The sequence below is a fragment of the Streptomyces longispororuber genome, assembly GCF_014656095.1.
Lineage (GTDB): Bacteria > Actinomycetota > Actinomycetes > Streptomycetales > Streptomycetaceae > Streptomyces > Streptomyces longispororuber.
The window spans coordinates 1-2423 of record NZ_BNBT01000309.1 but is presented as its reverse complement, the minus strand read 5'-3'; the positions used below and the strand labels follow the sequence as shown (position 1 = coordinate 2423).

Sequence of the window (2423 nt, the reverse complement as noted above, 5' to 3'; positions counted from 1 at the left end):
TTCAACGTCACGCCCAGCTCACCGGCACGACGCGTCAGCGCACGCGACTGCTCCACGCTCAACGGCACATCGATCTGCCCGGCGCCCGAGGACGCGCCCTGCTCGTCGGAGCCCACGGGCAGCAGCAGCGTGGGCTCGTCGACGCCTTCAAGCTCCTTGGCCCACACCCGCGCGGTCGCCTCGCGGTCCTGACGGGACAGCCAGGCCAGGAAGTCACGGTAGGCCCGCGGCCGGCCCAGGCCGGAGGCATCCCCGGCCGTGCCGTACAGACGCATCAGGTCCTGGATGAGCAGGGGAATCGACCAGCCGTCGAACAGCGCGTGGTGCGCGGTGAAGACCAGTTCCCAGGCGTCGTCGGCCATCTTGATCAGGGACATCCGCACCAGTGGCGCCCTGGAGGCCTCGAAGCGGGTGCGGTGCTCGGTGGTCAGGAACTGCTTCAGCCGCTCCTCGCGCTCCTCGGCGGCGTAGGTGCTCAGGTCCTCCTCGTGCCAGGGCAGCGTGACGCTGCTCTGGACGACCTGGACGCGGTCGCCGGCGCTGTCGGTGGTGAACGCCGCGCGCAGGTTCGGGTAGCGGTCCAGCAGGGCCTGTCCGGCCGCCCGCATCCGCTCCGGCTCGACCGCACCGGCCAGGTGGAAGTCGAACTGCATCTGGTAGGCGTCGAAGGACGCGCCGGCCAGCTCGGTGTGGAAGAGCAGGCCCTCCTGCATCGCGGTCAGCGGCCACACGTCGGCCAGACCCGCGTACGTCTCCTCCCACGTGTCCAGGTCGCCCTGGCCCACCTCGACCAGCGGCACGTCCGACGGCGTCAGTCCGCCCGCCTCCGGCGCGGTCGCGTGCCGGGCGAGGCCTTCGAGGGCGGTGCGCCACAGCTCGGCCAGCTCCTCCACCTCGGCCTGCGTGAACAGGCCGGAGGGGTAGTCGAGCCGGGTGACCAGGCGCGGCCCCTGCTCGCCGTCGGCGACGTACGCGGTGACGTTCAGGGCGGCCAGCGCGGGCATGTCCGCGTCCAGCTCGGCGAGCAGCTCGGTGGTGCCCTCGACCTGGGTGAAGCCCAGGCCCTGGAGGTTCTCCGGCATGCTGCCCGAACCGGCGTAGTGCCCCAGGTAGTTGAAGGAGATCTGGCCGGTGTCGTACCGCTTGAGGACCTCGGCGGTCTCCGGGTTGAGGTAGCGCAGCAGGCCGTAGCCGATGCCCTTGTCCGGCACGGCAAGGAGCTGTTCCTTGACCGCCTTGACGGCCGCACCCGCGGCCGCGCCGCCGGCGAGCGCCTCGGCCACGTCGACGCCCGCCACGTCCAGGCGGACGGGGTACATGCTGGTGAACCAGCCCACCGTGCGGGACAGGTCGGCGCCCGGCGCCGCGGCCTCCTCACGGCCGTGGCCCTCCATGCGCAGCAGCAGCGAGGACTCGTCCACCCCGCGCTGCTCGCGCCACGCGGCCACGGCCAGGGCGAGCGCGGTCAGCAGCCCGTCGTTGACGCCGCCGCGGTAGGCCGCGGGCAGCGTGGTCAGCAGCGCCTCCGTGGCCGCCACCGGAAGGTCCTTGCGTACGTGGGTGACCGTGGCGACGGTGTCGACGGCCGGGTCCAGCGGACGGCTGCCGAGCACCGGGTCGGGACCGGCCACGGCGGAGCGCCACAGGGCCAGTTCCGCGCCGCGCTCGGCGGAGGCGGCCTCGGCGGTCAGGGCGTGCGCCCAGCGCCGGGCGGAGGTGCCCACCGGCGCCAGGTCGGGGGTGCGGCCGTCGCGGACGTCCCGCCAGGCCGCCGCCAGGTCGGGCAGCAGGATGCTCCAGGACACGCCGTCGACGACGAGGTGGTGCAGCACGAGCAGCAGGCGCCCGGCGCGCTCGGTTCCGGCGTCGAACCAGACGAACTGCGCCATGACACCCGCCGCGGCGTCCAACCGGTCGGTGGCGGCGTCGAGTTCGGCGGCGGCCCGCTCGTTCCAGTCCTCGCCCCAGGTGCCGTCCGCGGCGACCCGGTGGACGAGCGGCGCGACGGCGACCGTGCCGGGGCCGGACACCTCAAGGCCCGGCGTCTCGCCGGTGACCAGGCGCGAGCGCAGCATGTCGTGCCGGTCGACGACCGCGGACAGCGTCGCGACCAGGGCGGCCTCGTCCATCCCGGCCGGCAGGTCGACGGCCATCGACATGGTGAACCGGTCGAGCCCCGTGCCGAGTTCCTGGAGCCAGTGCCCGATCGGCAGCAGCGGCGCGAAGCCGGTGCCGCCGCCCTCCAGCTCCTCCAGGACCGGCCCGGCCTCGGTGTCGCCCGCGGCGGCCTCGGCCAGCTCCGCCACGGTGCGGGCCTCGAAGATCTGGCGGGGCGTGACCTCCACGCCCTGCGCCCTCGCCCGGGCGACCACCTGGATGGAGCGGATCGAGTCACCGCCGACGGCGAAGAAGTCGTCGTCGAT

The 2423-nt window shown here is 73.9% G+C and carries 1 protein-coding gene; it reads right to left on the bottom strand.

The window, feature by feature from the left end; genetic code table 11:
- A partial coding sequence (locus IE330_RS38315) for a condensation domain-containing protein (protein ID WP_229926233.1) occupies positions 1 to 2423 on the bottom strand: 2423 nt, incomplete at both ends.